The 1,457-nt window shown below is 40.6% G+C and carries 1 protein-coding gene; it reads left to right on the forward strand.

Going from position 1 to position 1,457, the window contains the following annotated elements:
- The first annotated feature begins 112 nt into the window (after nucleotides 1-112).
- Entirely contained in the window at nucleotides 113-1,279 is a 1,167-nt protein-coding gene (locus D8787_RS11195) for an IS30 family transposase (protein WP_125423870.1), read from the forward strand.
- The last annotated feature ends 178 nt before the right edge of the window (nucleotides 1,280-1,457 follow it).

Consider the following 1,457-nt stretch of genomic DNA (forward strand, 5'->3'; position numbering starts at 1 on the left):
CGTAACTTCTCAAAGCAACTTCCACTTGACTTGCCGAAGTGGAAATTAGTCTAAAACGGATTTTTATGGTGGAATTAAGTATGAGACGTTTGAGTTAGAAATGAGGCTCACTATGACAAAACATAAACACCTTACCCTTTCAGACCGTAATGATATCCAACTGGGCTTAGAGCGCGGTGAAACCTTCAAAGCTATTGGACAGTCCATTCTAAAAGACCCAACTACTGTCTCCAAAGAAGTCAAACGAAACAGACAAGTCCGAGAGTCTACATGTCATAACCTTCCTTGCCCTCTACTCGACAAAGCTCCCTTTGTCTGTAATGGATGTCCTAAAAGAAGACAAAATTGTGGCTATAAGAAGATTTTCTACCTCGCTAAACAAGCTCAAAAACAATACGAACAAACTCTTGTNGAANCTCGTGAAGGNACTCCCCTCAATTCCAAGACCTTCTGGAACATGGACAAAGTCATTTCTGATGGGGTTAAAAAGGGACAACACATCTATCATATCCTCAAAACTCACAATCTTGATGTCAGCTCCTCAACTGTCTATCGACATATCCGAAAAGGATACCTATCTATCTCTCCGATTGATCTTGCCAGAGCCGTTAAATTCAAAGAAAGACGGAAAAGTAAGCTACCTTCCATCCCTAAAGAAGCTAAAAAAGGCCGTTCCTATGAGGATTTCCAAAACTATTTAGCCCTTAAGCAACTAGACTCTTGGCTAGAAATGGATACAGTTCTGGGGAGGATGGGAGGTAAAGTCCTACTCACCTTCAATCTATCTTTCTGTAACTTTATCTTTGCTAGACTTCTGGATAATAAAACTGCCCTTGAGGTTACCAAACACCTCTATGACATCAAAAACACTCTTCACCAAGCTGACAAAGATTTCTTCCAACTCTTCCCTGTCATTCTTACCGATAATGGTGGAGAGTTTGCCAGGGTTGATGATATCGAAATGGATGTGCGAGGAGAGAGTAAACTCTTCTTTTGTGACCCTAATCGCTCTGACCAGAAAGGGAGAATTGAGAAAAATCACACGCTGATTCGTGACATTCTACCTAAGGGAACTTCTTTTGACAACTTAACTCAAGAGGACATCAATCTCGTCTGTTCGCATGTCAACAGCGTCAAACGTGCTGCTTTGAATGGAAAGTCAGCCTATGAGCTCTTTGCCTTTACCTATGGAGAAGAGATTCCTAAGTTTCTAGGTATTTCTAAAATACCTGCAGAAGACGTCTGCCAGTCGTCTAAATTACTCCAACATAAATTCTAAAAACTAACCTTTAACCGCATTCAAACGTCTCACACTAACTTCCACCATAGCGGAACTTAATCTGAAACGCTTTCAGATGAGAGGATTTTGTGCGCTCTTTTTTTCGATTCAGTTTGGTTAAAAAAGCAATAAAATCAAGCATTAGTAAAACCAGTGGAACTTACCCTGACACGGATTT

This window comes from Streptococcus mitis (assembly GCF_003944325.1).
Classification (GTDB): domain Bacteria; phylum Bacillota; class Bacilli; order Lactobacillales; family Streptococcaceae; genus Streptococcus; species Streptococcus mitis_CW.